23 protein-coding genes are annotated in these 24461 nt (G+C 53.7%); 7 read left to right on the forward strand and 16 right to left on the reverse strand.

Translation table 11 applies throughout. The features are described from left to right. Nucleotides 1–15: 15 nt before the first annotated feature. Together caiD and caiE are read left to right on the forward strand one after the other, a co-directional pair. The gene (gene caiD, locus FD428_RS18055; RefSeq protein WP_114847973.1) at nucleotides 16–801 is read left to right on the forward strand and encodes a crotonobetainyl-CoA hydratase; all 786 of its coding nucleotides are present in this window, start codon (nucleotides 16–18) and stop codon (nucleotides 799–801) included. A 96-nt stretch (nucleotides 802–897) separates the two neighbouring features. Continuing rightward, entirely contained in the window at nucleotides 898–1491 is a 594-nt protein-coding gene (gene caiE / locus FD428_RS18060) for a carnitine operon protein CaiE (RefSeq protein WP_114847974.1), read from the forward strand. Nucleotides 1492–1590: 99 nt separating this feature from the next. Here caiE and caiF read toward each other — a convergent pair whose 3' ends face one another. The 3 genes from caiF to carA all read right to left on the reverse strand — a co-directional run bounded on the left by caiF (nucleotide 1591) and on the right by carA (nucleotide 6634). Then, a complete protein-coding gene (gene caiF, locus FD428_RS18065; RefSeq protein WP_012134135.1) occupies nucleotides 1591–1983 on the reverse strand; it encodes a carnitine metabolism transcriptional regulator CaiF in 393 nt (130 codons plus the stop codon). Nucleotides 1984–2242: 259 nt separating this feature from the next. Further along, on the reverse strand, nucleotides 2243–5467 hold the full coding sequence (gene carB, locus FD428_RS18070) for a carbamoyl-phosphate synthase large subunit (protein WP_012134136.1): 3225 nt from the start codon (nucleotides 5465–5467) through the stop codon (nucleotides 2243–2245). Nucleotides 5468–5485: 18 nt separating this feature from the next. Next, nucleotides 5486–6634, reverse strand: a complete 1149-nt coding sequence (gene carA / locus FD428_RS18075) for a glutamine-hydrolyzing carbamoyl-phosphate synthase small subunit (protein ID WP_024130719.1) — start codon at nucleotides 6632–6634, stop codon at nucleotides 5486–5488. Nucleotides 6635–6868: 234 nt separating this feature from the next. Here carA and FD428_RS21745 point away from each other — a divergent pair, with 234 nt between their 5' ends. Next, the gene (locus FD428_RS21745) at nucleotides 6869–7042 is read left to right on the forward strand and encodes a hypothetical protein (protein WP_160117730.1); all 174 of its coding nucleotides are present in this window, start codon (nucleotides 6869–6871) and stop codon (nucleotides 7040–7042) included. A gap of 48 nt (nucleotides 7043–7090) precedes the next feature. On the opposite strand, the gene dapB is transcribed toward FD428_RS21745, so the two are convergent. Together dapB and FD428_RS18085 are read right to left on the reverse strand one after the other, a co-directional pair. After that, a complete protein-coding gene (dapB, locus tag FD428_RS18080) occupies nucleotides 7091–7912 on the reverse strand; it encodes a 4-hydroxy-tetrahydrodipicolinate reductase (RefSeq protein ID WP_049010172.1) in 822 nt (273 codons plus the stop codon). Between the two features lie 186 nt (nucleotides 7913–8098). Further along, nucleotides 8099–8728, reverse strand: a complete 630-nt coding sequence (locus FD428_RS18085) for an alanyl-tRNA editing protein (protein WP_168190569.1) — start codon at nucleotides 8726–8728, stop codon at nucleotides 8099–8101. 90 nt (nucleotides 8729–8818) lie between these two features. Here FD428_RS18085 and FD428_RS18090 point away from each other — a divergent pair, with 90 nt between their 5' ends. Beyond that, entirely contained in the window at nucleotides 8819–9718 is a 900-nt protein-coding gene (locus FD428_RS18090) for a LysR family transcriptional regulator (protein ID WP_012134142.1), read from the forward strand. Here FD428_RS18090 and rihC read toward each other — a convergent pair. The 3 genes from rihC to FD428_RS18105 all read right to left on the reverse strand — a co-directional run bounded on the left by rihC (nucleotide 9715) and on the right by FD428_RS18105 (nucleotide 13033). Further along, nucleotides 9715–10629 (reverse strand): ribonucleoside hydrolase RihC, encoded by a 915-nt coding sequence (rihC, locus tag FD428_RS18095; RefSeq protein WP_104867788.1) that lies wholly within the window; start codon nucleotides 10627–10629, stop codon nucleotides 9715–9717. The two genes, FD428_RS18090 and rihC, sit on opposite strands and share 4 nt — an antisense overlap. Before the next feature lie 148 nt (nucleotides 10630–10777). Then, nucleotides 10778–11641: a fumarylacetoacetate hydrolase family protein gene (locus FD428_RS18100; RefSeq protein ID WP_024130722.1), complete on the reverse strand. Its 864-nt coding sequence runs from the start codon at nucleotides 11639–11641 to the stop codon at nucleotides 10778–10780. 24 nt (nucleotides 11642–11665) lie between these two features. Beyond that, nucleotides 11666–13033 carry a 2-hydroxycarboxylate transporter family protein gene (locus FD428_RS18105; RefSeq protein WP_012134145.1) on the reverse strand — a complete coding sequence of 456 codons (1368 nt, stop codon included), beginning with the start codon at nucleotides 13031–13033 and terminating at the stop codon, nucleotides 11666–11668. Nucleotides 13034–13366: 333 nt separating this feature from the next. Between FD428_RS18105 and FD428_RS18110 the strand changes: the two genes are divergently transcribed. Beyond that, nucleotides 13367–15004, forward strand: coding sequence for a sensor histidine kinase (locus FD428_RS18110; protein WP_114847975.1), 1638 nt, complete (start codon nucleotides 13367–13369; stop codon nucleotides 15002–15004). Then, nucleotides 14994–15686, forward strand: coding sequence for a response regulator (locus tag FD428_RS18115; protein WP_049010161.1), 693 nt, complete (start codon nucleotides 14994–14996; stop codon nucleotides 15684–15686). The genes FD428_RS18110 and FD428_RS18115 overlap by 11 nt, the downstream gene beginning before the upstream one ends. 47 nt (nucleotides 15687–15733) lie before the next feature. Here FD428_RS18115 and ispH read toward each other — a convergent pair whose 3' ends face one another. The 6 genes from ispH to FD428_RS21870 form a co-directional block, all read right to left on the reverse strand. After that, complete coding sequence (gene ispH / locus FD428_RS18120; protein ID WP_012134149.1) at nucleotides 15734–16684, reverse strand: 4-hydroxy-3-methylbut-2-enyl diphosphate reductase; 951 nt, start codon at nucleotides 16682–16684, stop codon at nucleotides 15734–15736. Between the two features lies 1 nt (nucleotide 16685). Further along, entirely contained in the window at nucleotides 16686–17135 is a 450-nt protein-coding gene (gene fkpB, locus FD428_RS18125; protein WP_012134150.1) for an FKBP-type peptidyl-prolyl cis-trans isomerase, read from the reverse strand. 180 nt (nucleotides 17136–17315) lie between these two features. Beyond that, complete coding sequence (gene lspA, locus FD428_RS18130) at nucleotides 17316–17804, reverse strand: signal peptidase II (protein ID WP_047459022.1); 489 nt, start codon at nucleotides 17802–17804, stop codon at nucleotides 17316–17318. Beyond that, the gene (gene ileS / locus FD428_RS18135) at nucleotides 17804–20620 is read right to left on the reverse strand and encodes an isoleucine--tRNA ligase (protein WP_114847976.1); all 2817 of its coding nucleotides are present in this window, start codon (nucleotides 20618–20620) and stop codon (nucleotides 17804–17806) included. Before ileS ends, lspA begins: the two co-directional genes overlap by 1 nt. A 37-nt stretch (nucleotides 20621–20657) precedes the next feature. Next, nucleotides 20658–21596 (reverse strand): bifunctional riboflavin kinase/FAD synthetase, encoded by a 939-nt coding sequence (ribF, locus tag FD428_RS18140; RefSeq protein ID WP_012134153.1) that lies wholly within the window; start codon nucleotides 21594–21596, stop codon nucleotides 20658–20660. A gap of 25 nt (nucleotides 21597–21621) precedes the next feature. Then, a complete protein-coding gene (locus FD428_RS21870) occupies nucleotides 21622–21822 on the reverse strand; it encodes a DUF2575 family protein (protein ID WP_049008862.1) in 201 nt (66 codons plus the stop codon). Nucleotides 21823–21924: 102 nt separating this feature from the next. On the opposite strand from FD428_RS21870, the gene rpsT reads away from it, so the two are divergent. After that, nucleotides 21925–22188 carry a 30S ribosomal protein S20 gene (gene rpsT / locus FD428_RS18150; protein WP_001518655.1) on the forward strand — a complete coding sequence of 88 codons (264 nt, stop codon included), beginning with the start codon at nucleotides 21925–21927 and terminating at the stop codon, nucleotides 22186–22188. A 97-nt stretch (nucleotides 22189–22285) separates the two neighbouring features. Here rpsT and nhaR read toward each other — a convergent pair whose 3' ends face one another. Continuing rightward, a complete protein-coding gene (nhaR, locus tag FD428_RS18155) occupies nucleotides 22286–23182 on the reverse strand; it encodes a transcriptional activator NhaR (RefSeq protein WP_012134154.1) in 897 nt (298 codons plus the stop codon). Nucleotides 23183–23249: 67 nt separating this feature from the next. Beyond that, nucleotides 23250–24416 carry a Na+/H+ antiporter NhaA gene (nhaA, locus tag FD428_RS18160; protein WP_012134155.1) on the reverse strand — a complete coding sequence of 389 codons (1167 nt, stop codon included), beginning with the start codon at nucleotides 24414–24416 and terminating at the stop codon, nucleotides 23250–23252. Nucleotides 24417–24461 lie beyond the last annotated feature (45 nt).

Raw genomic sequence — 24461 nt, forward strand, 5'->3', positions numbered from 1 at the left:
TAATGGAGTGAAGATATGAGTGAATCATTACATTTGACCCGTCACGGCCCAATTCTGGAAATTACGCTGGATCGCCCGAAAGTGAATGCAATAGACGCAAAAACCAGTTTTGAGATGGGCGAAGTTTTTCTCAATTTCCGTGACGATCCCGAATTACGTGTGGCGATCATCACCGGTGGCGGCGAAAAATTCTTCTCCGCAGGCTGGGATTTAAAAGCGGCAGCCGAAGGCGAAGCCCCGGACGCCGATTTTGGCCCCGGCGGGTTTGCCGGTTTAACCGAGATCTTTGACCTGGATAAACCGGTGATTGCCGCCGTTAACGGCTATGCCTTCGGCGGCGGGTTCGAACTGGCGCTGGCGGCGGATTTTATCGTCTGCGCCGATAACGCCAGTTTCGCGCTGCCTGAAGCAAAGCTCGGCATTGTGCCTGACAGCGGCGGTGTGCTGCGCCTGCCTAAGCTGTTGCCGCCTGCTATCGTCAACGAAATGCTGATGACCGGCAGACGAATGGACGCAGAAGAAGCCTTGCGCTGGGGAATTGTGAACCGGGTTGTCAGCCAGCAAGCGTTAATGGACAGCGCCCGTGAACTGGCGCAACAGCTGGTGAACAGCGCGCCGTTGGCGATCGCCGCCCTCAAAGAGATCTACCGCGCAACCAGTGAAATGCCTGTGGAAGAAGGTTATCGCTACATTCGCAGCGGCGCATTGAAGCACTACCCGTCGGTACTGCACTCTGAAGATGCGATCGAAGGCCCGCAGGCGTTTGCCGAAAAACGCGATCCGGTCTGGAAAGGCCGCTAGCGCCGTACTGCCGGATGGCGCTAACGCTTATCCGCCTACTGCCGTAGGTCGGATAAGGCGCTGTCGCCATCCGACAACAATCACGGAGGAATAACCATGAGCTATTACGCCTTTGAAGGCCTGATTCCGGTAGTACATCCAGAGGCGTACGTGCATCCCAGCGCCGTGTTGATTGGCGATGTCATCGTCGGCGCCGGCGTCTACATCGGCCCACTTGCATCGCTGCGCGGCGACTATGGGCGTCTGATTCTTGAGGCGGGCGCTAACCTTCAGGATAGCTGCATCATGCACGGTTATTGCGATACCGACACCATCGTGCATGAAAACGGGCATATCGGGCACGGCGCAATCCTTCACGGCTGCGTGGTTGGTCGTGATGCGTTAGTGGGCATGAACAGCGTAATCATGGATGGCGCAATCATCGGCGAAGAGAGTATCGTTGCCGCCATGAGTTTTGTAAAAGCAGGTTTTGTCGGCGCGCCCAGGCAGCTGCTGGTTGGCGCGCCTGCACGCGTCAAACGTGATGTCACGGATGAAGAGCTGCACTGGAAACGGCTCAACACGCAGGAATATCAGGATCTCGCGGTACGCTGTCGGGCATCGCTATGTGAAACGCAACCCTTAACCCAGGTCGAAAAGAACCGGCCGCGCCTGAAAGGCACGACGGAGGTGAAGCCAAAATCGGCGTAGCGCTTTGTGCCGGATGGCGCTAACGCTTATCCGGCTTACGGGTCAACACGCCGTTGCAGGCCGGATAAGGCATTTACGCCATCATCCGGCACACCGACATTACCGACGCATACTTTTTGATAGCATCATCTGCCATTTCTGCTCGCGGTTTAGCTCTGCGGGCGGAACCGGCATTCGCGGGGTTCTCTCCGCTTTTACCATCTTCTCCTGCGCGCTATGACCCAAACGCGCATAGAGCTGCGCGTCAATACGCTTAATACGCACCAGACGCTGGCACTGGCATCCTCGCCCTTCCAGCTGATTAGGGATCGTCCTGGTCTCGCACTCTATTTCCCCCACTTCAGAAAGAATATACGAAACCGTATTAATCGCTTTGCAATAATCCATATTAAATTGCTTCGCGATCTCTTTGGCGCTCACCCACCGGTTTTCTGCCATTACCCAATCAGCAATTAACAAATAAAGTGGTTTCTCAACATATTTTTCACTCATAAGCACACCATTTTACAAATTAAAAATCTTGCTACGGTTCGTTATGGCCTGAATATAAATAACGCCATTAACCATAAATAAATTGTGGATATAAGGGGATAGTATGCGACTTAATTGTTGATTAGTGTGAGCGAAATCGTGCTTGTTACATTGAAAACCACATCCAGGAAGCGTATGTGACCAGGAATGACCTTATGGCGTAAAAAAAAGGTTCCTTTGCAGGAACCTTTTTATATCACCAGATAAATGCGTCTGCCGCTTACTTCGTAATTTGCGCGTGCATTTCCTGTACGGAGATCACCTTTTCAGTCGCATCGGCGTTCAGTGCCATCGTCGTGGCGAAGCCGCCGTTCAGGGTCGTGTCGTAATGCACTTTATACTGCAACGCGCTGCGGCGAATCAGTTTAGAGTCCTCAATCGCCTGACGACCTGCGGTGGTGTTGATGATGTAGGTGTATTCGCCATTCTTGATACGGTCCTGAATGTGCGGACGACCTTCATGCACCTTGTTGACCAGACGCGGGTTGATACCCGCCTCACCCAGCACAATCGCCGTACCGTGAGTCGCATCCAGTTCGAAGCCCTGTTTCAGCAGCTTCGCCGCCAGGTCCACCACGCGTTCTTTGTCGCCTTCACGAACGGAGAGCAGCGCACGGCCCGATTTCTTCATCGTCGAGCTGCTGCCAAGCTGTGCTTTGGCGAACGCTTCAGCGAAGGTGCGGCCGACGCCCATCACTTCCCCGGTAGAGCGCATTTCTGGCCCTAACAGCGGGTCAACGCCCGGGAATTTGTTGAACGGCAGCACCACTTCTTTCACCGAGTAGTACGGCGGGATGATTTCTTTCGTCACGCCCTGCTCGGTCAGCGATTTGCCCGCCATCACGCGCGCCGCCACTTTCGCCAGCGGTAAGCCGGTCGCTTTGGAGACAAACGGTACGGTACGCGCCGCACGCGGGTTCACTTCAATCAGGTAGACTTCGTTGTCTTTCACCGCGAACTGCACGTTCATCAGACCACGCACCTGCAACTCAAAGGCCAGTTTCTGCACCTGCTGGCGCATCACGTCCTGAATCTCTTTGCTTAACGTGTAGGCCGGCAGAGAACATGCGGAGTCACCGGAGTGCACGCCCGCCTGTTCGATGTGCTCCATGATGCCGCCAATCAGCACCATTTCACCGTCGCAGATAGCATCCACATCCACTTCCACCGCGTCATCAAGGAAGCGGTCCAGCAGTACCGGCGCATCGTTAGAGACGCTGACTGCGGTCTGGAAGTAACGACGCAGGTCAGCTTCGTCGTAAACGATTTCCATCGCGCGGCCACCCAGCACGTAGGACGGGCGAACCACCAGCGGATAGCCAATCTCTTTTGCCTTCTCAACGGCCTGTTCAATCGCCGTCACGGTGGCGTTAGCAGGCTGTTTCAGTTTCAGACGGTCAACCGCCTGCTGGAAGCGCTCACGGTCTTCCGCGCGGTCAATCGCATCCGGGCTGGTGCCGATAACCGGCACGCCTGCCGCTTCCAGCGCGCGCGCCAGTTTCAGCGGAGTCTGGCCGCCGTACTGTACGATGACGCCTTTCGGTTTCTCGACGCGCACGATTTCCAGCACATCTTCCAGCGTGACCGGCTCGAAGTACAGGCGGTCGGAGGTGTCGTAGTCGGTGGAGACCGTTTCCGGGTTACAGTTGACCATAATGGTCTCGTAACCGTCTTCGCGCAGCGCCAGCGAGGCGTGTACGCAGCAGTAGTCAAATTCAATCCCCTGGCCGATACGGTTCGGGCCGCCGCCGAGCACCATGATTTTGTCGCGATCCTGGTTCGGATTCGCTTCGCACTCATCTTCATAAGTGGAGTACATGTAGGCGGTGTCGGTAGCAAATTCCGCCGCACAGGTGTCCACGCGCTTGTAAACCGGGTGCAGGTTGAACTGGTCACGCAGTTTGCGCACTTCCGCTTCGCGCACGCCCGCCAGTTTAGCCAGGCGCGCATCGGCGAAGCCTTTGCGCTTCAGCATCCGCAGGAAGTCAGCGTCGAGACCGGTGATGCCAAGCTCTGCCACTTTCTCTTCCAGACGAACCAGTTCTTCAATCTGCACCAGGAACCAGCGGTCGATGTTGGTCAGGTTAAAGACGCCATCGACAGACAGCCCCGCGCGGAACGCATCAGCGATGTACCAGATACGCTCGGCGCCCGCATCTTTCAGCTCGCGACGAATTTTGGTCAGCGCTTCCGGGTCATCCAGGCTCACTTTCGGGTCAAAACCGGCGGCGCCCACTTCCAGGCCGCGCAGCGCTTTCTGTAAGGATTCCTGCTGAGTGCGGCCAATCGCCATCACTTCGCCGACGGATTTCATCTGGGTGGTGAGACGGTCGTTGCTGCCCGCGAATTTTTCAAAGTTGAAGCGAGGAATTTTGGTGACAACGTAGTCGATGGACGGTTCGAACGATGCCGGGGTACGGCCGCCGGTGATGTCGTTCATCAGTTCGTCGAGGGTGTAACCCACCGCCAGTTTCGCCGCCACTTTGGCAATCGGGAAGCCGGTGGCTTTTGACGCCAGCGCCGAGGAGCGGGAGACGCGCGGGTTCATTTCGATAACAATCAGACGACCGTTTTTCGGGTTCACCGCAAACTGAACGTTGGAACCGCCGGTTTCCACGCCGATTTCACGCAGTACCGCCATCGAGGCGTTACGCATGATTTGGTACTCTTTGTCCGTCAGCGTTTGCGCCGGAGCCACCGTGATGGAGTCACCGGTGTGGATGCCCATCGCGTCAAAGTTCTCAATGGAACAGACGATAATGCAGTTGTCGTTCTTATCACGCACCACTTCCATTTCGTACTCTTTCCAGCCAATCAGCGACTCATCTATCAGCAGTTCGTTGGTTGGGGAGAGATCCAGACCGCGCGCGCAAATTTCTTCGAACTCTTCGCGGTTGTAGGCAATACCGCCGCCGGTGCCGCCCATCGTAAAGGATGGACGGATAATGCACGGATAACCGACGTCAGCGGCAACCGCCAGCGCCTCTTCCATCGTATGCGCAATACCGGAGCGGGCAGTGTCGAGGCCGATTTTCTTCATCGCCACATCGAAACGGCGGCGGTCTTCGGCTTTATCAATCGCATCGGCAGTGGCACCAATCATGGTCACGCCGAACTCAGCCAGCACGCCCTGACGCTCCAGCTCCAGCGCGCAGTTCAGCGCCGTCTGGCCGCCCATCGTCGGCAGCACCGCATCCGGGCGCTCTTTCTCAATAATTTTACGCACCACTTCCCAGTGAATCGGCTCGATGTAGGTCGCATCGGCCATTTCCGGGTCGGTCATGATGGTCGCGGGGTTAGAGTTCACCAGGATGACGCGATAACCTTCTTCGCGCAGCGCTTTACACGCCTGGGCGCCAGAGTAGTCAAACTCACACGCCTGGCCGATAACAATCGGGCCCGCACCCAGAATCAGGATACTTTTTATGTCTGTACGTTTTGGCATGGCTCTGTTTACTCCTGATTATTTCGCGGACTGACGGTACTGCTCAATTAACTCGATAAAGTGGTCGAACAATGGCGCGGCATCATGCGGGCCAGGGCTCGCCTCAGGGTGCCCCTGGAAGCTGAACGCCGGTTTATCGGTACGATGAATCCCTTGCAGAGTGCCGTCGAACAGCGATTTGTGCGTCACTCGCAGATTTGCAGGCATAGAAGCCTCATCCACCGCAAAACCGTGGTTCTGCGCCGTAATCATCACGGTATTGTTATCGATATCTTTTACCGGATGGTTACCGCCGTGGTGGCCGAACTTCATCTTGATGGTTTTCGCGCCGCTCGCCAGCGCCAGCAGCTGATGGCCGAGGCAGATGCCGAAAACCGGAATATCGGTTTCGAGGAATGCCTGAATCGCCTCGATAGCGTAGTCGCATGGCGCCGGATCGCCAGGGCCGTTAGAGAGGAAGATACCGTCCGGGTTCATCTTCAGCACCTCTTCGGCGGAGGTCTTCGCCGGAACCACCGTCAGGCGGCAGCCTCTGTCTACCAGCATACGCAGGATGTTGCGTTTCGCGCCGTAGTCGTAAGCCACAACGTGGAACGGCAGGTCAGTTTCTGATTTGGCTTCCGGCAGGTCGTCTGCAAGCGTCCAGCTTCCCTGCGTCCAGCTATAGGATTCAGCGGTGGTCACTTCTTTCGCCAGGTCCATTCCGTTGAGGCCCGGGAAGGCTTTCGCTTTCTCCAGCGCCAGTGCCGCATCCGGGTTATCACCCGCGATAATGCAGCCGTTCTGTGCGCCCTTCTCACGCAGCAGGCGCGTCAGCTTACGGGTATCAATATCGGCAATCGCCACGATGTTATGGCGTTTCAGGTAAGAAGAGAGGTCTTCAGTATTGCGGAAGTTGCTGGCAATCAGCGGCAGATCGCGAATGACCAGGCCTTGCGCATGAACCTGAGAGGATTCTTCATCGGCTTCATTGGTGCCGACATTACCGATATGAGGATAAGTAAGAGTGACAATTTGGCGGGAATAGGAAGGATCAGTGAGGATTTCTTGATAACCGGTCATTGAAGTATTGAAAACGACTTCCCCAACCGCCGAACCTGTTGCCCCTATGGCCCGACCGTGAAACTGGGTTCCGTCTTCCAGAACCAATAGCGCTGACTTAATCAAAACACCCTCCAGAGAATATTCACTCACTTTATTTGCATATTAATTCATTTGTATAACCTGAATCAATGCAAATCTGCTTACCCGTGGATTTCTGGCAAACGGCGGCATTCTGAAGATAAGGCGGGTAAAAGTCAACTTAAAGGCGGTATTTTTTGTATTGTTTTACGACTCAGGAAAGGATGTTCTGATTTAACAGGCAAAAAGATCAGCTAACTTGTCCTGGAAAACGCTTGCGTGGCTGAAAGAATGCATTATGAAACCAGTGAGAAGAAAAAAGTGGACCATTTGGTCAAAATTTACATAAAAGCAACAAATAAACAGAAGAAAACAGATAAATTTACGAGTTTAAATAAAAAAAAGAAAGATAATGCTAAAAATAATAGGGCAATAAATTATTGCCCTATGTAATCAACAAATTATGATTACCATAACCACATCACGAAGGGTAAAAACAAGCTATAAATTGTTTAAATCCAGCACATCTCGCATATCAAAAAGACCATTTGGCTTTGATTTTAGCCAGATAGCCGATCTGACCGCGCCATTCGCAAACGTCATACGGCTGGAGGCCTTATGCGTGATTTCAATACGTTCACCGATATCAGCAAACATCGCAGTATGTTCACCCACAATGTCGCCGGCACGAACCGTCGCAAAACCGATGGTGCCCGGCACGCGTTCGCCGGTATAACCTTCACGACTGTATACCGCGCACGCTTTCAGATCTTTGTCCAGCGCGTGGGCGATCGCTTCCCCCATCGCCAGCGCGGTGCCTGACGGCGCATCCACTTTATGGCGATGGTGCGCTTCGATAATTTCAATATCGGTATAGTCGCCCATCACTTTCGCCGCTTTCTCAAGTAGCTTCAGCATGACGTTAACACCGACGCTAAAGTTGGCGGCGAACACAATGCCGATATCCTGCGCGGCATCGCGAATGGCCTGCTTGCCCGCGTCATCAAATCCCGTCGTGCCAATGACGATGCCTTTACCGTGCTGACGGCAAAACGCCAGGTGCGCCAGCGTCCCTTCCGGGCGAGTGAAATCGATAAAGATGTCAAAATCATCTTTTACCGCTTCGAGGCTACTTTGCACGGTGACGCCCGTTTTCCCTGCGCCTGCTAATTCACCGGCATCGCTGCCCAGTAATGAAGAACCTTCCCGCTCCAGCGCCGCGCCGAGTTGAACGCCGTCCATCCCCAGGGCGGCCTGAATCAGCTGACGTCCCATGCGTCCCCCGGCTCCCGCGATGGCAACGCGGATTTGTGCATCATGCATAGCTATTCTCTTTTGTTAATTTTGCGTAAATCGTTTTCAGATTAACCAGCACCACGCCGCGCCGCTAGCCAAAAACGTCGATAATTAGAATTTAATGATAAACAGGGAGAGATATCAGTAAAAGCTATATGCGGGAAAAGCGGGACACCGCAGGCAACTCTGCCTGCGATCAAGAGCAAATGGACGCTATTCAATGGAATAGTTAATGATGAGCTGCCCTTTCTTCATTTTGATCCCACCGATCGTTATACGACCAAGTTGGCCGAGCGAAGTGACATGTGTTCCTCCACAGAAGTACATCGGAAGTTCACCAAACCCCACTTTACGTCGCTCACCGTCAAACTCAATTCGGCGGGCATAATCCTTCGCCTGCCACTGTTCAATACACGCCAGCAGATTTTCAGCATCAGGAAGACGAGCATGTTCACCTGCTGAAAAGGTAATGCGCCCCTCACCCGGCCAGTGGTGCGCTTTCACTGGCGACCAACCCCATGTTTCTCCCGCACACCCGATAAGATGGCCTGCTGAATGCAGACGAGAGTTGAGCAAACGTGTCTGTGCATCGACTTTTAGCTGAACCACTCCCGCTGCAACGGGTTGCGGTAGAATATGTATAATTTGATTATCACGTAACATGATTCCGCAAACTGGAATATCCGCAATCCAGCCTTTGTCTGCGGGTTGTCCACCTCCCTGAGGGTGGAATAATGTTTTATCGAGCGTAACGGCATACAAGCCATCCATTTGTGGAGAGCACCCCGTCACACATGCCATACCTTCTGTATCATCGGTGTTGTAATAAAGACGTTCTGTCATATGTCCTCCTGTCGTGAAGGGCAGTATATTATTTATCCCGGAGCAGATAATCCGCCTGCCCGGCAATGAATCTTTGCCTGAGAAACACAAATGAATTTGACACTCCTTCCCGATCTGGCCACTTTTGTGTTGATTGTTGATCACGGTAGCTTTTCTGCCGCAGCGCGCGCAGCAGGTGTGACCCCATCAGCCATGAGCCGCAGCGTTTCACGCCTTGAACGCGAAACGGGCAGCCAGTTGTTGCATCGTTCAACACGTAAGCTGGCATTAAGTGAAACAGGAAAGATGGTGTATGAACATGCGAAAATGATGCTGGAAGCAGCGCGACAGGCCATTGATTCCGGGGGAAGCGTACAACACGTTCCTCAGGGAAAGATTACGCTCAGCGTACCCAAAGCCGTCGGACGCTTCGTTATTCATCCACTGATCCCGCAATTTCTTGAACGTTTTCCCCTGGTTGATGTTTGCCTGAGGCTCGAAGACCGCTATATGGATCTCATTGATGATGGTGTCGATCTGGCGCTGCAAATCACCAATACCCCCTCGCCCGGGTTGCATGGCAAGCCGTTAATGCCAATCACCCACATCCTCTGCGCCACGCCAGAGTATCTGCAAAAACAGGGGACACCGACGCACCCGGAAGATTTACGTCAGCACAGTTGCATTAGCCTCGGAGAGACGCCAACGGACTCACGCTGGAAATTTCGTAAACAAGGTAAGACAGAAGTCGTTCAAACAACGGGGCGCTATGCGGCTAATCATACGGGTGTAAGACTGGACGCAGTAAAGCGCCATCTGGGAATTGGCAGTCTCCCCGCATTCACGGCCAGAGAAGCGTTACAAGACGGCGAAATCATGCAGGTGTTGCCAGAGTGGACGTTTATCAGCAACTACTCCGGCGAGCTATGGCTTTTGTGGGCTGGAAACAAGCATATGCCGCTCAAAATACGGGCCATGATTGATTACCTTAGCCAACAGCTAAAATCCTAGGGTGCCAGCGCCAGCACGTCGGCGACCCACTGCTGGAAGCCAGCCACATCTATCTCCAGCGCCACCTGCACGTTAGGGCTTTTCCCCAGTCGGCCTTCAATATCAACAACCGTTGTGCCTGCGGTGTATTCCCCCTGCGTCTCTACCGCGACAAAACAGGGTTTAACGGTGAACAGATCCGGGCGAACCAGCCAGGCGATGGCGCAGAGATCGTGCATGCGCAGCCCGGTGTTCATGCTGCCGCTGCGGTAGTGGCTAAACAACGCATGCAGCATTTTTCCCGTCCGGTTAAGTTCGGGCAGTTTTGCCAGATAATCCGGCGCCAGCAGGGCCTGGTTGGTCACATCCAGCCCGCACATCACAATCTCTATCCCACTCTGAAAAACGCGGGAAGCGGCTTCCGGGTCGACGGCAATATTGAATTCAGCGTTCGGCGTAAAGTTCCCCCGCCCCGCAGAGCCGCCCATGATCACCAGACGACGAATGTTAAAAGCGCATTCCGGGTAGTGAGTCAGCAGCAGCGCAATATTGGTCAACGGGCCGATCGCGACCAGCGTGACGGGTTCCGGGGCGCTCATCAGGGCATCCCGAATGGCGATAAAGGCCGGTTTTGCCAGTGGCTGGCAATCATGGGCGACAAAGTCATAGCCTTCCATGCCCGACTCGCCGTGGACGTAAGCAGCATCGCGCAACGGGCGCAGCAGCGGCGTGGCGGCCCCCTGCGCCAGCGGGATATCCATGTTCCAGAAATGCAGCAGTTGCAGCGCGTTGCGGGTGGTTTTCTCTACGGAGACATTCCCCGCGACGGTGGTCATCAGTTGCAGGTCAAGCTGCGGGGCAAACAGGGCGGCGGCAATGGCGGCGGCATCGTCGATACCCGGATCGGTATCCAGAATAATGGGCAGGCGCATGTTTCCTCCATAAAAAGATGACAAACTCCAGGGTTGGCATCCGATTATTGGCAAACCTTTTGCCGGTTGGCAAGCGACCGACCGACAAAAGGAGACGAAACAAAATTTGTCATTAATCCCATACGCCAAAACGTGTTGGCTCATCGTATTAATGCGCCGCCGCAAAGGCCTGTAGCGGGGCTTCCATAATGACATTACTCAGATGGCCAATGTGCTCAATCTCCACCTCAATACGATCGCCTTCCTGCATGAATAACGGCGGATTCCTCTTTTTCCCTACGCCGCCCGGCGAGCCCGTAATGATGACGTCCCCGGAATTAAGACGGGTGAAAGTGCTTATATACTCAATTAATTCAGCAACTTTATGGATCATACTGCTGGTGTTATCTTCCTGTACCATGCGGCCGTTGAGCCAGGTGCGGATCGCCAGCTGATGCGGGTCGGGAATTTCATCGGCAGTGACCATCCACGGACCAAAAGCGCCGGTCTGCCGCCAGTTTTTCCCCGCAGTAAACCAGCTGTGCTGCCAGTCGCGTGCGGAGCCATCCATATAGCAGCTGTATCCGGCGACATGGTCAAGCGCATGGTCACGGGAGATATTCTCGCCACCGTTACCGATGATCACCGCCAGCTCCCCCTCGTAATCAAACTCATGCGAATGGCGTGGCTTGAGTACCGGCATGTTGTGCCCGGTTTGCGAATCCGCAAAACGAACAAACAGCGTCGGCGCGGGGTCATGCTGATCGAACTCCTGGCGCTTTTCGGCGTAGTTCATGCCGACACAGAGTATTTTTTCCGGTCGCTCTATCACCGGTAAAAAGGTGATTGCATCCATTTTTAGATCGACCGGCGCCTGCGCGAAGCGCCGCGCCTGCTCCAGACCATCCCCCTGCAATAGCGCCTTCAGGTCCCGATACTGGTCGCCGATGCGGTTCCCCAAATCAATAACGCCTCCGGCAGTAACGATGCCATAGCTGCGAGTACCCTGATAAAGAAAGCTTGCGAGTTTCATAATTATCAATCCTGCATACTTCAATTAAATAAGAAAGTTACCCAGCACCAGCAGCGAAATGGAAACATTTATCGCCCCGCCGATACGCGTCGCAATTTGTGCGAACGGCATCAGACTCATGCGGTTGCCTGCGGTTAAAATCGCTACGTCGCCCGTACCGCCTTGCCCACTCTGACAGCAGGAGACAATGGCGACATCAATAGGATGCATACCGATTTTTTTACCGACAAAGAATCCTGTCGCGACCAGCGCAGCAACGGTACTGATAATGACCAGAAGATTGGTCAGGGTGAAGGCGTTCACCAGTTCCTCCCACGGCGTAATGGCTACGCCAACCGCGAACAGAATGGGGTAAGTCACCGAAGTCTGGAAGAATTTGTACACCACCTGCGAGCCTTCAAGAACGCGGGGCGATACGCCGTTAACTAACTTGACCAGCACAGCCACAAACAACATGCCAACCGGTGCGGGCAAGCCAATCAGCTTGTGCCCTAACATACCCAGCATATAGAGCAGTATCGCCAGCAGCGCGCCTGCGGCAATCGTGGTCACATCCGTTTTGCCAGAGACGCCTTCCGCCAGTGACGGCGATTGTTCATCGGCATTCGCACGGTTTGGCATCAATTGACCTTCGCCGGTCAGATGCGGGAAGCGCTTGCCCAGTTGGTTCAGGCAGCCGGAGATGATAATGGCGGTCAGACTGCCCAGCATTACCATCGGTAAGATACGACCGAGCGCCACCCCTTGATCCATGTGTAACAGGGTCGCATAGCCGATTGAAAGCGGAATGGCGCCTTCGCCAACGCCGCCGGCCATGATGGGCAAAATAATAAAAAAGAAAATCTGAAAGGGTTCGAGGCCAAGCGCCAGGCCGACGCCCATACCAACAACCATGCCGACGATTTCACCGCATAACATTGGGAAGAAAATACGCAGAAAACCCTGAATCAGCACGGTGCGATTCATACTCATAATACTGCCGACGATAATGCAGCAGATATAGAGATACAGGATATTGGTAGATTTATAGAATTTGGTCGTCGACTCCACCACCACATCCGGCAGCAGGCCATAGTAAACTAACGCGGAAGGGATAAAGGTCGCGCAAATTGCGGCGGCCCCCAGTTTGCCGACGATGGGCAAACGCTTTCCAAACTCTCCGCAGGCAAAGCCAAAAAAAGCCAGCGTGGCGACCATCACGACAATATCGCTCGGCAGCTTCCCGCCCAGGCAATCAATCGCGATTAATGCACCGGCCAACAAAAACATCGGTAATGGAATAATACCGATTTTCCATGTATCCATAATGTGCCACCAGCGCTCTTTAAGTGACAAGCGCTGAATGTTTAACGGTTCATGAGTAACAGAGAAAGAATCATCAGTCGTGCTCATTATTAAGCCCTCGGTTATTTTTCAGGGTTAGTTTATGGGCTTCAATATTTACTTTGTGTGAGTACTGACGAATTCAAAAAGAAGTTTTAATGGTCTCTATAGTTTTAATGGTTTCTATTATTTTATGTGATTTACCTCTTATTTAACGCCGTGGTTTTTATGGTTTCTTTTCAGCGCGTATTTAAAGCAACGTTTGGTAACACCGTTGCACCTGCGCGCTGCCTACCGCAATATATTCTGCTGTGCAAAAGATCACAGGTTTCTGGCAAAACCGCTTCATTCAGGCCAAAAGATGATACAGTGACGTATCCCTGATGACGATGCCTGAACATTATGAAAGTTTCATTTCAGATCAAACTGTTTATATCGCTGATTGCTTTTTTCTCCATATTATTTGCCTTACTGGGTGGATACTATTATATGCACGTAGAAAAGCAGCTTTATCAGGAGATGGGAGCCAGGGCGAAAATACAGGCGGAAGAAATTGCGCTTATTCCGAATTTGCGAAAAGAAGTCGTGGAAAGAGATACCACGGCGATTCATCAATTTATGCAAAAAATAGCCGCGCATAGCGACGCCAGTTTTATTGTTATCGGAGATAAAGAAGGCATCCATCTGTTTCATTCGGTTTATGCCGACAGAGTAGGAAAAAAGCTGGTTGGCGACGATAACACTGAAGTGCTTCACGGAAAGAGCACCACGACAATTCGCCGTGGCGGCCTGGGCATCTCCCTGCGCAGTAAAGCGCCCATTGTTGACGATCAGGGCAAGGTTATTGGTATCGTCTCCGTTGGATACCTCACCAGTTACCTCAACACCATTACGGTGAATAAAGCCGTCAGTATCCTGGTTGCCGCCATCCTGCTGCTGATATCCCTTTTTGTCTTTTCCTGGTTCTTCACCCGCAGTATTAAAAAACAGATTTTTTCACTGGAGCCGCGAGAGATAGGCCTGCTGGTTCGTCAGCAAAAAGCGATGATGGAATCGATTTATGAAGGGGTAATCGCCATTGATAATAATTTGCACATTGAGGTGATCAATCAGGCTGCCCGCGAGCTGCTGGGTTTAGGCCAGCCTGCGCAGGCGATACGCGGGCAACACATTACCGAAGTGATTACGCCATCCCCCTTCTTCCTTAAAGAGGTGATGCTGAAGAATGACACTCATGATGAAATCTGCCGTTTCAATGAATTGACGGTTATCGCCAGCCGGGTGCGCATCATGCTGGAGAACTCACTTCAGGGATGGGTGATAACCTTCCGCGATCGCAATGAAATAGACAGTTTGAGCGCTCAGCTAAGCCAGGTAAAACGTTACGTAGATAATCTGCGCATCATGCGCCACGAGCAGCTCAATTGCATGACGACCCTTTCTGGTTTACTGCATATGGGTCGTTACAATGAAGCCATTGATTATATTCAGGCCCAGTCGGAACATGCCCAGGAGCTGCTGGACTTTATCTCATCGCGCTTCAGTTCACCGACGTTGTGCGGCCTGCTGTTAGGTAAGGCGGCAAGAGCGGGTGAAAAAGGGGTGGAACTGAATTTCGATCCCAGCTGCCGGATGGATAGGCCTTTTCCGCCACTTGCAGAATCAGAACTGATTTCGATCCTGGGCAATTTACTCGATAACGCGATCGAAGCAACGCAGCGATCGCCATTACCGCATGCGCCAGTGGACGTGCTGATCAGACTCAACGAGCATGAGCTGATTATCGAAGTGGCCGATCAGGGAGTCGGTATTAAACCGGAGATTCGAGAGCATATTTTCGAACGTGGCGTCACCACGAAAACCCGGGGCGATCATGGCATTGGATTGTATCTGATTGAAAGTTATGTCACTCAGGCGGGAGGGGTGATAGAAGTCGCTGATAATTCGCCGCGCGGCGCCATATTTACGTTGTTTATTCCCGCTACGGGAATTTCCCGCAGTCCCGTACAGGAACTGGAAGGTACCGATTATGCAACCTGAACTTATCGATGTCCTGATCGTTGAGGACGAGAACGAACTGGCGCAGCTGCACGCTGAACTGATCGACAAACATCCGAGACTCCGACTGGCAGGCATTGCCTCCACGCTTGCCGATGCCCGGCAAAAACTCAACCAGCTGCGGCCTCAGCTACTGCTGCTGGACAACTATCTACCGGATGGTAAGGGTATTACGCTCATCAGCGATCCGTTAGTCATGAACACGAATTGCTCAGTGATCTTTATTACTGCCGCCAGTGATATGGATACCTGTAGCCTGGCGATTCGCAACGGCGCGTTTGACTATATCCTAAAGCCAATCTCGTGGAAACGGCTCAGCCAGTCGCTGGAACGTTTTGTCCAGTTTGCCGAACAGCAGCGGGTATGGAAAATTGTCGATCAGCAAAACGTCGATTCACTCTACCTGTTACAGGCGAAAAATTACCGTCAGGAGAATGGCAGTAAGGGGATTGAAGAAATCACGCTGGCGCTGGTGCAGAAGCTTTTTACAGAAAACAGCACGCGCAGCTTCTCCGTTGACGATGTGGTTGCCGGAACGGGGTTAAGTAAAACCACGGCACGCCGCTATGTTGAACACGGTGTCGAGACGGGTTTTCTTCGCGTCGAAATGCTGTATGGCAAGCCAGGGCATCCGCGCAGGATGTATCGCCTGAGCGAAACGTAATGGCATAAAAGATGCCGGTCGGATAGCAGACCGGCGTCAAAGCGTAGTTACTCTACTTCACGAACATCCACACGCAGTTCTTTCGGCACTTCGAAAACAATGTTCTCTTCGCGGCCTTCTAGCGGAATGGCTTCGCCGCCGCCAAGCTCTTGCAGGCGAGCGATCACATTCTGCACCAGAATATCCGGTGCGGAAGCGCCAGCGGTCACGCCAACGCACTTCGCCTCTTTCACCCAGGCTTCCTGGATGTCGGTGGCATCGTCGATCAGAAACGCCGCTTTCCCCATACGCTGCGCCAGTTCAGCCAGACGGTTGGAGTTGGAGGAGTTTTTCGAACCGACCACCAGCACAACATCGGCCTGTTCCGCCAGCGCGCGCACCGCTTCCTGGCGGTTCGTCGTGGCGTAGCAAATGTCATCTTTACGCGGCCCGACAATTTTCGGGAAGCGTTGACGCAGCGCGTCAATCACATCAGACGTGTCATCGACGGAGAGAGTCGTCTGGGTCATAAAGGAGAGTTTGCCTTCGTTTTTGACATCAAGCGACAAAACGTCGTCCGGCGACTCGACCAGATACATGCCCCCTTCCGGGTTGCTGTACTGCCCCATCGTCCCTTCCACTTCCGGGTGCCCGGCGTGGCCGATCAGGATTGACTCTTCGCCGCGACGGCTGGCGCGCGCCACTTCCATATGCACTTTTGTTACCAGCGGACAGGTGGCGTCAAAAACGGTGAGATCGCGGCTTTTCGCCTCGTTACGTACCGCCTGGGAAACCCCGTGTGCGGAGAAAATCAGGATCGCGCCGTCCGGCACTTCACTGATCTGCTCAATGAAAATCGCCCCGCGCTCACGCAGGCTATCCACCACGTAGCGGTTGTGCACCACTTCGTGACGGACATAAATTGGCGCGCCGTAAATAGCCAGCGCGTTTTCTACAATGCTGATAGCGCGGTCTACACCTGCGCAAAAGCCGCGCGGGTTGGCCAACAGGATCTGCATTTTACGCCTCCAGTGCCGGATCGATTTCCAGCACTTCAATATCAAAATGAACGGTATGCCCGGCCAGCGGATGGTTGAAATCGACGGTAATCGAGTCACCGTTAATTTCGCGGATCACGCCAGGCATCTCACTGCCGTCCATTGCGGTAAAGAGCATAATTGCCCCTACTTCAGGCTCGCCCGCGTCCATAAACTCGCGGCGAGAGAAGTATTGAACCAGGTCCGGGCTCGGTACGCCAAACGCGGCATCCGGCTCCAGAGAAAACGTGGTTTTGTCGCCGTCTTTCAGTCCCAGAAGATGCTGCTCCAGCCCTTCGGACAGGGAGCCGTCACCCAGGCGGAACAGCGCTGGCTTACCATTGTTACGCGTTGACTCAGCGGTAGAGCCATCGTCAAGCTTTAAGGTGAAGTGCACCAGCACCGCACTGTTACTCTGTACTGATTTAGACATGCAGGTTTGCTCACTTGTTTTGGGTCACCTGTTTGCCCGGTGGCGCTTACGCTTACCGGGCCTACAAGAGGCTTGTTTTGGGCTACCTGTTTGCCCGGTGGCGCTACGCTTACCGGGCCTACAAGAATCGCGCTATTTTGTAGGCCGGATAAGGCGCTTACGCCGCCATCCGGCATTTTATTACGCCTGCTTTTTCGGCAGGAAACCCTCCAGCACAATCAACGCCGCACCGATACAAATCGCGCTATCGGCCAGGTTAAAGGTGGCGAAATGCCAGTCGCCGACATAGAAGTCGATCATATCAACAACAAAGCCATGCCACAGACGGTCGAACAAATTGCCCAGCGCACCGCCAATGATTAACGCATAGGCGATGTTATTCAGCTTTTGCGTCGCCTTCGAGCGATACATCATCACCATCAGGATAACGCAAATACCGATGGCGATACCGGCAAAGAACCAGCGCTGCCAGCCGCCGCTGTCGGCTAAGAAGCTAAACGCCGCACCATAGTTACGCGCGTAGTGCAGATTAAGCGACGGGAACAACGACACCGTATCCCCCAGAGCAAAGTTCTGGAGGATCAGGTACTTGCTGCCTAAATCGATAATCAGCACGACCACCACCAGCCACAGCCAGCGCAGTCCTGTTGAACAAAGAGGCTTACTCATCAGGCAAACTTACGTTTTTCGCCATCACCGGCGATGTTGCTGACACAGCGGCCGCAGATCTCTGCATGTTCCGCTACCTTGCCGACATCCGTGGTGTAGTGCCAGCAGCGTGGGCACTTCTCACCTTCGGCTTTACTCAACGCGACTTTCAGCCCTTTGAGCAGTTCGCTCTGCTGCGCATCAGCAGAAGCCTCCGCATAGTCAGCGACTTTCGCGCCAGAGGTCAACAGGACAAATCGTAATTCATCGCCCAGTGCAGTCAGCTTCGCCGCCAGTTCCGGTTCAGCGTACAGGGTGACAGCCGCTTCGAGAGAACCACCGACTTTCTTGTCCGCACGCGCCTGCTCGATAACCTTGTTCACTTCGCCACGCACTTTCAGCAGCTCATCCCAGTAAGCGTCATTCATCGCTTCGGTTTCGCCTAAGCCAAACAGACCTTCATACCACTCACCGGTAAAGACGTACTTCTCACGATCGCCTGGCAGATAACCCCAGATTTCATCTGCGGTGAAGGACATGATTGGCGCCATCCAGCGCACCAGCGCTTCTGCGATATGGTACAGCGCGCTCTGGCAACTACGACGCGCCACACTGTCGGCTTTCGCGGTGTACTGGCGGTCTTTGATGATGTCGAGGTAGAACGAGCCCATCTCAACGGAGCAGAAGCGCATCAGACGCTGTACCACTTCGTGGAAATCATAGGCTTCGTAGGCTTTCAGGATATCGTCCTGCGCCGCTTTCGCGCAGCCCACCGCCCAGCGATCCAGCACCACCATCTCTTCCGGTTTCACCATATCTTTTACCGGATCAAACCCGTTCAGGTTCGCCAGCAGGAAGCGCGCGGTGTTACGGATACGACGATAGCTGTCGGCAGCGCGTTTCAGGATCTCGTCGGAAACGGCCATTTCGCCGGTGTAGTCGGTAGACGCCACCCACAGACGCAGAATATCCGCGCCCAGTTTGTTCATCACATCCTGCGGAGAAACGGTGTTACCGATGGATTTGGACATTTTGCGGCCCTGACCATCCACGGTGAAGCCGTGGGTCAGTACCTGACGGTACGGCGCTTTGCCCTTCATCGCAGTGGAGATCATCAGGGAGGACATGAACCAGCCGCGATGCTGGTCGGAACCTTCCAGATACATATCCGCCGCATGACCGGCAAACTCAGGACGCACATCGACCACAGAAGCGTGTGTCGAACCGGAGTCAAACCAGACGTCCAGCGTATCCGGCACTTTTACGTACTGGTCAGCGTCGTCGCCGAGGATCTCTTTCGGATCGAGGTCCCACCATGCCTGAATGCCGTCCACTTCAACGCGCTTCGCCACTTCTTCCATCAGTTCGATGGCGCGCGGGTGCAGCTCTTCGGTGTCTTTATGTACGAACAGAGACATCGGCACGCCCCAGGTACGCTGACGGGAAATACACCAGTCAGGGCGGTTCGCAACCATTGATTCAATACGTGCCTGACCCCAGTCCGGGATCCACTGTACGCCTTTGATCTCTTTCAGCGACTGCTCGCGCAGGCCTTTCTGATCCATGCTGACGAACCACTGCGGCGTCGCACGGAAGATGATCGGCGTTTTGTGACGCCAGCAGCACGGATAGCTGTGTTGCAGCTTCTCAACGTGCAGCAGCGCGCCTTTTTCACGCAGCAGCGCAACGACGATGTCGTTCGCTTTGAAAACGTTCACGCCATCGAGCGTCGGATACGTGCCTGGCAGGTAAGCGCCGTCCGGTCCGACCGGGTTAGCGGTTTCCAGACCGTATTTTTGACCGATGACATAGTCGTCCGGGCCATGACCAGGCGCGGTATGCACCGCCCCCGTACCGGCATCCAGCGTGACGTGATCGCCGAGGATCGCCGGAACGTCGAAGTCCATAAACGGATGGGTAAAGCGCAACAGCTCCAGCTCCGCGCCTTTTACGGTGCCGAGGATGGTATAGTCAGCCGCGCCAAGGCGCTGCATCACGCTTTCCACCAGGTCTTTCGCCAGAATCAGCGCCTGACCGTCAATTTGTACCAGCGCGTAATCAAAATCCGGCGCCAGAGAGATCGCGCGGTTCGCAGGCAGCGTCCACGGGGTGGTGGTCCAGATAACCAGCGAGATCGGGCCGTTGACGCTGGAAACGCCAAACGTCGCTTTCACCGCATCCTGGTCAGCGGCGTGGAACGCCACGTCGATAGACGGAGACGTTTTGTCATAATATTCAACTTCCGCTTCCGCCAGCGCGGAACGGCAGTCCACGCACCAGTGCACCGGCTTCGCGCCTTTATGCAGATGGCCGTTGCCGATGATTTTACCCAGCGCGCGAATGATGTTGGCTTCAGTTTTGAAGTCCATCGTCAAATACGGATGCGACCAGTCGCCCAGCACGCCCAGACGGATGAAGTCTTTACGCTGGCCGTCAACCTGGGTGGCGGCGTATTCGCGACACTTCGCACGGAATTCCGCAGCCGTGAATTTTTCGCCCGGCTTACCGTATTCCTGCTCGACTTTCAGCTCGATCGGCAGACCGTGGCAGTCCCAGCCCGGAACGTAAGGCGAGTCAAATCCCGCGAGTCCTTTGGACTTCACGATAATGTCTTTCAGAATCTTATTAACCGAGTGACCAATATGAATGCTGCCATTCGCATAAGGAGGGCCATCATGCAGAATGAAGGTTTTTTTGCCTTTTTTGGCCGCACGAATGATGCCGTACAGATCATCATCGGTCCAACGCGCCAGCATTCCCGGTTCACGCTTGGCGAGATCGCCGCGCATCGGGAACCCTGTTTCCGGCAAATTCAGGGTTGATTTATAGTCACTCATCAGATTCTCGGTTCCGTATTTAAAACTCGTATAGGCATTAAGCCGGTTTTGATAGCCCAAAAAAATCGCGGGCAGTTAACTCATCACGCGCAATCTGCGCTTTTAGTTCATCCAGCGATGCGAATCGCTGTTCGTTGCGTATTTTTTTACGCAGTATTACATCTATATGGCGACCATAGAGGTCCATTACAACGTCCAGCAGATGCACTTCTAACTGTTGGCGTACGCCTGCCACTGTCGGACGCGTGCCGATATTGGCAACGCCAGGCATGGGTTTATCACCCAGCCCCATCACTTCCACCGCATAAACCCCTTTTACCGGGGAGACCTGACGACGCAGCGGTAAATTCGCCGTCGGGAAACCAATGGTGCGCCCTAACTCATCGCCGTGGACGACACGCCCGGAGATGGTAAATGGATGCCCCAGCAAACTTTCAGCCAGCGGCAGGTTGTCCTCCGCCAGCGCCTGACGCACGGCCGTACTGCTGATGCGTACGCCACCTTCGCAAAAGGTCTGCGTGTTGGTGATGTCAAAACCGTACTCCGCTCCGGCTTTCTGTAATAACAAGAAATCGCCTTCGCGACCAGCGCCAAAACGGAAATCATCACCGACAGCGAGGAACCGCACGCCGAGACGCTTCACCAGCAGATCGCTGATAAAGTTTTGTGCGGTCAGGGCGGCAAAGCGGCGATCGAAGCGTACGCACAGCACGTAGTCCACGCCGCATTCCGCCAGGTAACGCAGTTTTTCCCGCAGGCGGGTCAGGCGCGCAGGGGCCTTTTCCGTAGCGAAGAGTTCCAGCGGCTGCGGTTCGAAAATCATTACCATCACTGGTAAACCCCGCTTGCGCCCTTCTTCCCGCAAGCCCTGCAGCAATGCACGATGGCCACGATGCACACCGTCGAAATTACCAATAGTCAGCACACACCCATGCGGGGCCTGACTGAGATTATGTATGCCGCGTATCAGCTTCATGTCTGGCTCAAAACAGTGAAAATCGTCAGAGTATACCTTGTACAGCGGTCAAGGTTAACCGACGATTGCCCCTGTGAAACATAAAGAAGATTGTTTTCATTGTTATGGGGCAAATCAGAACAAGAAACTGCCCATTCAATGTAATTTTTATCGTGGAAAAGCTGTATTCACGACCCGCAAGCTGGTAGAATCCTGCGCCATCACTACGTAACGAGTGCCGCCATATTAACGGCGCTTATTTGCACAAATCCATTGACAAAAGAAGGCTAAAAGGGCATATTCCTCGGCCTTTGAATTGTCCATATAGAACACATTTGGGAGTTGGACCTTGGCTAATATCAAATCAGCTAAGAAGCGCGCCGTTCAGTCTGAAAAGGCTCGTAAGCACAACGCAAGCCGTCGCTCTATGATGCGTACTTTCATCAAGAAAGTATACGCAGCTATCGAAGCTGGCGACAAAGCTGCTGCACTGAAAGCATTTAACGAAATGCAACCGATCGTGGACCGTCAGGCTGCTAAAGGTCTGATCCACAAAAACAAAGCTGCACGTCATAAAGCAAACCTGACTGCACAGATCAACAAACTGGCTTAATCGCTCGCTTGTTATCAGCTTTGTAAAAAAGCCCGCGCAAGCGGGTTTTTTTATGTCTGCCGGATGGCGGGCAAACGCCTTACCCGGCCTGTAGCACTTACCCTTTGTGGCTAAATAGCGCCGAATAATCCGCGTGACAAATACGCTGTACGGCCGGGTGCTGAATCATCCTCTCGGCAAAAATGGCATGGTACTCTTCCATGACGTTTTCCACACGGCCAATCTCAACGATCGATTCATCGGCGTAAAAGTCATGCGCATAGAGCGTCGGCGCGACGAAAATCGCATTGTGGGTAGCGCCAAACGCTTTCATCAGCGCCGCATCATCAAACTCGCCGAGGATTTCGACGTTTAAGCCCTGCGAATTAAACCAGTTTAATAATTTGCGACCGAGCATAGAGCGACGGCCTGGGATCAGCAGCCGACGCTCTTCCAGACACGCCGGAAAGGGTTTTGCAGGCAGCGGTTTCGTACACCAGAAGCTCACGCTGCATTCACCTATCTTCACCGAAAACAGCCCTTCCTGCTGGGTAGAGTCGATTGGGCAATCCGAGATAATCATATCCAGCTTATGCTGGCTAAGCTGCTCAAGCAGCATCTCATGGGTGGATTCAAAACAGCGCAAATGAATTTGTTCGTCGTCAACCACGGCCGCGTCCAGCACATTGCTGACCAGACGTTTTGACAACGCATCCGCCACGCCGACATCAAACAGCAGGTTAGACTCTTTGCGGTAGTTAACGATATCCAGCATTTCCTGGCTTAAGGTAAACATTTTGTCCGCATAGCGAAACACCAGTTCCCCTAATTCGCTGGGCTCCAGCCCACGCCCTTTACGCTTGAATAATTTTCCCTGCAAGCGCTCCTCAAGGGCTTTGATCTGACCGGTGATGGTTTGCGGCGTCAGGTAAAGCGCTTCTGCCGCCCCGACAACGGAACCTTCTTTATACACATGCCAAAAATAATAAAGATGGTTGTAGTTAATATGAGACATGCTCACTCCTCTCCCTGATCTATGTCGCAAGGGGAGCCACATCAGCCCCCCAACCCTCTGGCCCCGCTCAGACCACCGGGCTTAAACGTGTACGTAACCAGCTATAGCCGATCACTGCCGAAAGCAGAGAACCAATCAAAATCCCCAGCTTCGCCCAGTTAATCAGTGCCGGATCTACACTACCGAACGCCAGACTGGCGATGAAAATCGACATTGTAAAACCGATCCCGCACAGAATACCGACCGCCATAATTTGCTGAAAACGTGTTCCTTCCGGCAGCTTCGCCAGTTTGAGACGCAGCGCCAGCCAGCAAAACAGGCTAATCCCCAGCGGTTTACCGATCAGCAACCCGGCAATGATTCCCAGCGGGAGTATTGAGGTCAGCCCGTCAAGCGTCACCCCCTGTAGCGAGACGCCCGCATTGGCGAAGGCGAACAGCGGCAGAATCAGATACGCCACCCACGGATGCAGCACATGTTCCAGACGCTTCGCCGGAGAACGACCATGCTTCTCCTTCAATGGGATGAAGAAGCCGACGATCACCCCGGCAAGAGTGGCATGGACGCCAGATTTCAATACGGCAGTCCACAGCACCACGCCGACCAGGATATAAACCCCTGTTCGTCTGACATCACACAGGTTCAGCACGGCCAGAAGCACAATCGCAAATGCCGCCACCCCCAGCGAGACCATCGAAAGATCGCTGGTGTAGAACAGCGCAATGATCACAATCGCGCCCAGATCGTCAATAATAGCCAGCGCCATCAGGAATATCTTCAACGCCAGCGGCACCCTGCTGCCCAGCAAGGCCAATACGCCCAGCGCAAAAGCAATATCCGTTGCCGCCGGGATCGCCCAGCCTTCGCGCGTAATCGGGTCGGAATAGTTAAAAGCCAGATAGAGCAGCGCCGGAACAATCATACCGCCAATGGCGGCAATCACCGGAAACGCCGCCTGACGTAAACTGGCCAGCGAGCCCTGCATAAGCTCGCGCTTGACCTCCAGACCAATCAGCAGGAAAAATACCGCCATTAGCGCGTCGTTGATCCACAGCAGCATATTTTTATTGATCTCAAGCGCCCCAACCCGTAGCTGAACGGGCGTCTCCAGAAAGGCGTGATACCATCCGCTGGTGAATCCGCTGTTCGCCATCAGCATAGCCAGCACGGCGGCGATAATGAGAATGATGCCCCCGGAGGCATCACTGCTAAAAAAACGATGCAGGTGTTTCACTTTTTATTCTCTCAATATAATCAAACCTCGTGGCGTCTATCTTAC

The sequence above is a fragment of the Citrobacter sp. TBCP-5362 genome, assembly GCF_005406305.1.
Lineage (GTDB): Bacteria > Pseudomonadota > Gammaproteobacteria > Enterobacterales > Enterobacteriaceae > Citrobacter_B > Citrobacter_B koseri.

Excerpts from the sequence above, each read along its gene's own strand:
- caiE (WP_114847974.1), top strand. The coding sequence starts at position 898 with ATGAGCTATTACGCCTTTGAAGGCCTGATTCCGGTAGTACATCCAGAG.
- caiD (WP_114847973.1), top strand. The coding sequence starts at position 16 with ATGAGTGAATCATTACATTTGACCCGTCACGGCCCAATTCTGGAAATT.
- FD428_RS18100 (WP_024130722.1), bottom strand. The coding sequence starts at position 11,641 with ATGAAACTCGCAAGCTTTCTTTATCAGGGTACTCGCAGCTATGGCATC.
- FD428_RS18090 (WP_012134142.1), top strand. The coding sequence starts at position 8,819 with ATGAATTTGACACTCCTTCCCGATCTGGCCACTTTTGTGTTGATTGTT.
- FD428_RS18105 (WP_012134145.1), bottom strand. The coding sequence starts at position 13,033 with ATGAGCACGACTGATGATTCTTTCTCTGTTACTCATGAACCGTTAAAC.
- nhaR (WP_012134154.1), bottom strand. The coding sequence starts at position 23,182 with ATGTCTCATATTAACTACAACCATCTTTATTATTTTTGGCATGTGTAT.
- carB (WP_012134136.1), bottom strand. The coding sequence starts at position 5,467 with ATGCCAAAACGTACAGACATAAAAAGTATCCTGATTCTGGGTGCGGGC.
- FD428_RS18085 (WP_168190569.1), bottom strand. The coding sequence starts at position 8,728 with ATGACAGAACGTCTTTATTACAACACCGATGATACAGAAGGTATGGCA.
- lspA (WP_047459022.1), bottom strand. The coding sequence starts at position 17,804 with ATGAGTAAGCCTCTTTGTTCAACAGGACTGCGCTGGCTGTGGCTGGTG.
- FD428_RS18115 (WP_049010161.1), top strand. The coding sequence starts at position 14,994 with ATGCAACCTGAACTTATCGATGTCCTGATCGTTGAGGACGAGAACGAA.
- caiF (WP_012134135.1), bottom strand. The coding sequence starts at position 1,983 with ATGAGTGAAAAATATGTTGAGAAACCACTTTATTTGTTAATTGCTGAT.
- ileS (WP_114847976.1), bottom strand. The coding sequence starts at position 20,620 with ATGAGTGACTATAAATCAACCCTGAATTTGCCGGAAACAGGGTTCCCG.
- FD428_RS18110 (WP_114847975.1), top strand. The coding sequence starts at position 13,367 with ATGAAAGTTTCATTTCAGATCAAACTGTTTATATCGCTGATTGCTTTT.
- rihC (WP_104867788.1), bottom strand. The coding sequence starts at position 10,629 with ATGCGCCTGCCCATTATTCTGGATACCGATCCGGGTATCGACGATGCC.
- ribF (WP_012134153.1), bottom strand. The coding sequence starts at position 21,596 with ATGAAGCTGATACGCGGCATACATAATCTCAGTCAGGCCCCGCATGGG.
- ispH (WP_012134149.1), bottom strand. The coding sequence starts at position 16,684 with ATGCAGATCCTGTTGGCCAACCCGCGCGGCTTTTGCGCAGGTGTAGAC.
- dapB (WP_049010172.1), bottom strand. The coding sequence starts at position 7,912 with ATGCATGATGCACAAATCCGCGTTGCCATCGCGGGAGCCGGGGGACGC.
- fkpB (WP_012134150.1), bottom strand. The coding sequence starts at position 17,135 with ATGTCTAAATCAGTACAGAGTAACAGTGCGGTGCTGGTGCACTTCACC.